At 56.0% G+C, this 4,169-nt stretch carries 2 protein-coding genes; one reads left to right on the forward strand and one right to left on the reverse strand.

The annotated features are described in order from the left end of the window. Positions 1-611 precede the first annotated feature (611 nt). On the reverse strand, positions 612-2,228 hold the full coding sequence (locus tag G3480_RS25250; protein WP_206171891.1) for an Lcl C-terminal domain-containing protein: 1,617 nt from the start codon (positions 2,226-2,228) through the stop codon (positions 612-614). 605 nt (positions 2,229-2,833) lie between these two features. Here G3480_RS25250 and G3480_RS25255 point away from each other — a divergent pair. Then, positions 2,834-3,775 (forward strand): YfdX family protein, encoded by a 942-nt coding sequence (locus G3480_RS25255; protein WP_164656977.1) that lies wholly within the window; start codon positions 2,834-2,836, stop codon positions 3,773-3,775. Positions 3,776-4,169: the final 394 nt, after the last annotated feature.

The following is a 4,169-nucleotide window of genomic DNA, read 5'->3' on the forward strand; positions in this document are numbered from 1 at the left end:
TTATACCCTCACCCCCCGACCCCCTCCTCCTTCCCCCCCCCCCCCCCCCACCCGGGGGGGCCGGGGGGGGGGCCCCCCCGCGGGGGGGGGGGGCGTGGGGGGGGGGGCCCCCGCTCCCAGGTCGCTCTGCCTCTCTGCAGGGGCCTCAAGTTGGACGAGGCCGTGACTGAGAGGCTGTCTGAATACTGCAGTCTCCCGAGTTGGACAAGGGGCGAATTCAATCGCCCTCCCGCCAGTGCCAAGGGCGACTGAAGCCGCCCCTGCGAGGTTTGTCAGACAGCCTCTGAGACAGCGGAAATTCCGGCGTCGACCATGGTTCCGGCCAGTCGGCCTTGGACCAAAAGTTGATCGAGGCCTATGGGGACACTTGGCGCTCAGATCGCACTCCAGTCTGCCACCATGGCACATGGAAGGATTCCGCAGGTCAGGTAGCGCTTTCAGGCAGCTTTTGGGAAGCTACCCAGGATACCGACCTTATTATTGAAGTGGCTCCTGAGAATCTGGAAATAAACGATGCATTTAATCTCCATTTAATCTCCATTTAATCTCCATTTAGGCTCCATTTAATCTCCATTTAAATAGCATAACTTCCGCCTACATGACGTAGCCCGTTAAATATCTCTCACCAACCTTACATAATTATAGATGCGGACAGCATCACCTTGAGGTCCCCGTCCTTCAGGGAAGTTGGCTGGGTCACCTATCATAACATCTGATTTTTGCGATCCGGCACCGTGAACATCTTGCCAAACATTGTCCAAATAGGCCATTGCTCTACCAAAGGGAATATAGGCTCCTTCTCTGCTTGGCCCGTCGACTAAAACGGTTCCAGACCAGAAATAAGGGTAGTCTTCCTGACCGGCTTCATTGGTTATTGTGCTGCATTTGAAATAATCTGTGTTTATTGCTGCCGAAGAAGTCTTTTCCGGCGAGCGGGTATAATCCACGATGCTGTGCAATTCCTTGATGTTAGGCAGACGCCAGTCACTATAGCCAAGATAATTCTCCGCATTTTTCGCTTGTACCCAAGCCAGCGCTTGCTCCCAGTTCAGCCCTTCGCTGCTATCATATTCAGACCACATCAACCCGGTTGCCAGGTCAGAGATTGTACCATCATTGTTATTTTGAAAATTGTTCTTTCCGTATTCGCTATTACCACGAACATATCGGACATAAAGCACGTTCTTTTCTGTCCAAGTGGGTGGCAGGAATTTCTTATAGCCTTTGGAGCGTCCGTCTGCAAAGTTAATTCCAAACACAGTGGGCTGATCGTGTTGCGTTGTGCTCACGTATTCTGTTCCCGACCAATCCTGACAATCGATAACTCTTTCACCTCCAACACCGCTGCCATATTTGAAATCAAAATAGTCAGTATCAATAAATGGAACGAAACCTGTCGTCGACATATAGTCAGCCCCATTAACGCCACTATGGAGGAATAGCGAATACAATTCTTTAATGCTTGGCATGCGCCAATCTTCATATCCTCCTGTTCTGTCGACAGATGCACCTGCTACAGCGTCGTCCCATGTTACCTTTGAACCACGCGCTTTAACCCACATCAGCCCTGTTATATTATCAGTAATTGTCCCGTCTCCATTATCGGTATAACTCGTTTCGACATTGGGGTAAGTCGCATCCTGTCCGTAAAAGGGCTCGCCGGGACCCGGGCAGGGTATGCTCCCGAGATTGTCATAGCAGGTTTTTTGATCGGTATCGACCACTGGATAAGATCCGGCTTCCACTACCCTAACGGCCGCCCAGTCATAGGAAACAGTCCCCATATCCAGCTGGCCATTTACCGTGGTATCCACGCCGAAATAGAAAACGTATTCACCAGGCGGAAGACCCGTGATGCGCAATACCTCCAAGGGTTCTGTCAGATCGAAGAGTGTGCCCTGATAAGCGGGGCTGAAATCCGACAAGCTGCCCTCGCTGAAATTCCAAGCACCGGGGTAATCGTAAGAATACCAGCCCATGGGCGTTTCAGCCAAAACCCACCAATCGGCCGGCTTGCCGATCTGATCGCCGGCATTCAGTTGTATGGTTGCCGTGAGGGTATCGCTGGAGGAAAGCCTACTCAGCTGATCTGCCCCGTTCAGTTTGGCGTCCGGCGTCGAATTTGCGAGTGCATGGCCATAGAACAACACGAGGAGTGGCAATACTAGAAACATCACGGCAAAGGCGCTCTTTAATGATCCATGAAGTTTTGGGATCGTTCCAATCATTCTGTTATCTCCTTCCGTTTGCCGCTGACATGCAACGGCCATATGCTAACTTCTAGTGAAAATATGCTGAATACCCCGTAATGAATTGCCAAGTCGACTTCTCCTTGCTCTTCTGCGTAGAAGGCATAGAAACTCCAAGTCGCCTTGAGGGTCCAGACCGGGGCTACGGCAAGACGGTAGTGGAGGCGGGATGTGAGGTCAATGCCTGGAAACATGACGGACCGACGGCGCACAACGCCCGCTGCAGGCAGACGCGGCGCGCTTGGAGCGGGAGTCGGGGGATGCTCGGCCTCGGGCATCCTCGGGACCAAACGCGGGGCCGGTGGGAGCGGCGCCCCGCCGCGACGGGCGCGCGATCATCTTACCCCAGACCGAGTTGAGCCTTGGTCGTCACTTGGACCGCTAGAGGGTGGACGAGCGAGAGCGAAGTCCGCCGCATCCCGCGCTCTTGTTGGTGGATCGCGCTGCACCCCCTCGACTCCGCTCGGGGCACCTTTGTCCTTACAGAAGACAGGCCGGAACGATGAGCAAGGCATTCCTGGTCAAGAGGCCTGCGCAGAGGATTAAGCCGATGTAATCCAGTCGCCAGCATCCGTTAAGGTGCAGTGTTCAATACTCTCCCTGACGGCAGCAACAATGCCGTGTTCGCTCATCATCATTTCACGTTGGGGAGCCATGCCATGAACAAGATGTATCAAGCCACCGCCGTAGCGGTCGTCGCCCTCGCCTTTGTCTCCATTAGTCGGCACCACACGCAGGTCGACACCCATGCGGCGACCGCAGGGACCCACATCATCGAGGCGGTGTCGGGTGGACCGAGCCCACAGCAGAAAATCGCCATCTCGGAGCAGGGCTTGGCGGCGGTCGAACATGCCCAACTGGCGCGGGTTGCGATCAATGACGGCGATATCACGAATGCCAAGAAACTGCTTACTCAAACCCGCACGCTGCTTGACAAGATCAAGACAGAAGATCGCCCAGTCACCTTGACGACGACGGTCAAGGAAGCAAACAAGAAGAGCCATCGTGAGCAAGAACGCGCGGTGCTGGACATGATCCCGATCGCCTCCGAACTGCGGGTCATTGAAGGCTTCGCAAGACCGGAGGGGGACGCCGTCGCGACTCGCGACAATAGCCTAACGTCCGACCAGTCTACCGCTGCGGCCGATCAGACGATGCCGGCCGAGCCAGCGCAGACTACCGCGAAGACTGGCAGCGAACTGACGAAGGCGAGGCACGCGGCCATTGAGGACGCGAAGGAGCACATGCGCAACGGTGATCAAGCCGCCGCCGCAAAAGCCCTGAAGCTCGCCGACCTGATGCTGGTGGCCCGTCAGATCGACATGCCGCTAGCCGAGACCAGCCAGCACGTCGACGCGGCGCTCAAGCTCATCAACAATGGCAAGCTGCATGCAGCTAACCTCGAACTCAAGAAACTTCAGGACAGCCTGGTGGCGACCGTAACGGTTGTCGACGAACCGGTGGAGGATGCCAAGGTCGCCATGCCGTCTAATGAGACGCCGAAGGTCGTCGACCAGGCCGGATAACCGAAGCCTCCCGTCCAAACCCCTCCCATCCGAACCTAAACGTCAAGCGGCGGGCCGGCAACGGCACCGCCGCTTTCGTCTAATCGTCGGCGCCTGGTCGTCTGCTTCCAGCGGCCAAGGTCTCGCAGGCAGGCTAATGAATTCGCCCCTTGTTTTTCCAGACAGCTTCTCGGGTCTCGGCAGCTCCTCGCGTCCCTAAGCGGCAAGTTGGGCGCGAGCACCCCGTGGTAGCGGAGGCAGTGCCGCCGTGTTTCTGCTTCGTAGCGTTACGCCGCCCGCGAGCGCTAAGAGGCTGTCTGGAAATCATCGTAGAGGCCCCTAGGATCCTTGAGGGCGCAAAATGCTCGCAGATGAGTCAAATTTCGATGAAGCGTCCGACCATCCAAGGCCGTCG

The organism is Thiorhodococcus mannitoliphagus (assembly GCF_010915725.1).
Taxonomy (GTDB): Bacteria; Pseudomonadota; Gammaproteobacteria; order Chromatiales; family Chromatiaceae; genus Thiorhodococcus; species Thiorhodococcus mannitoliphagus.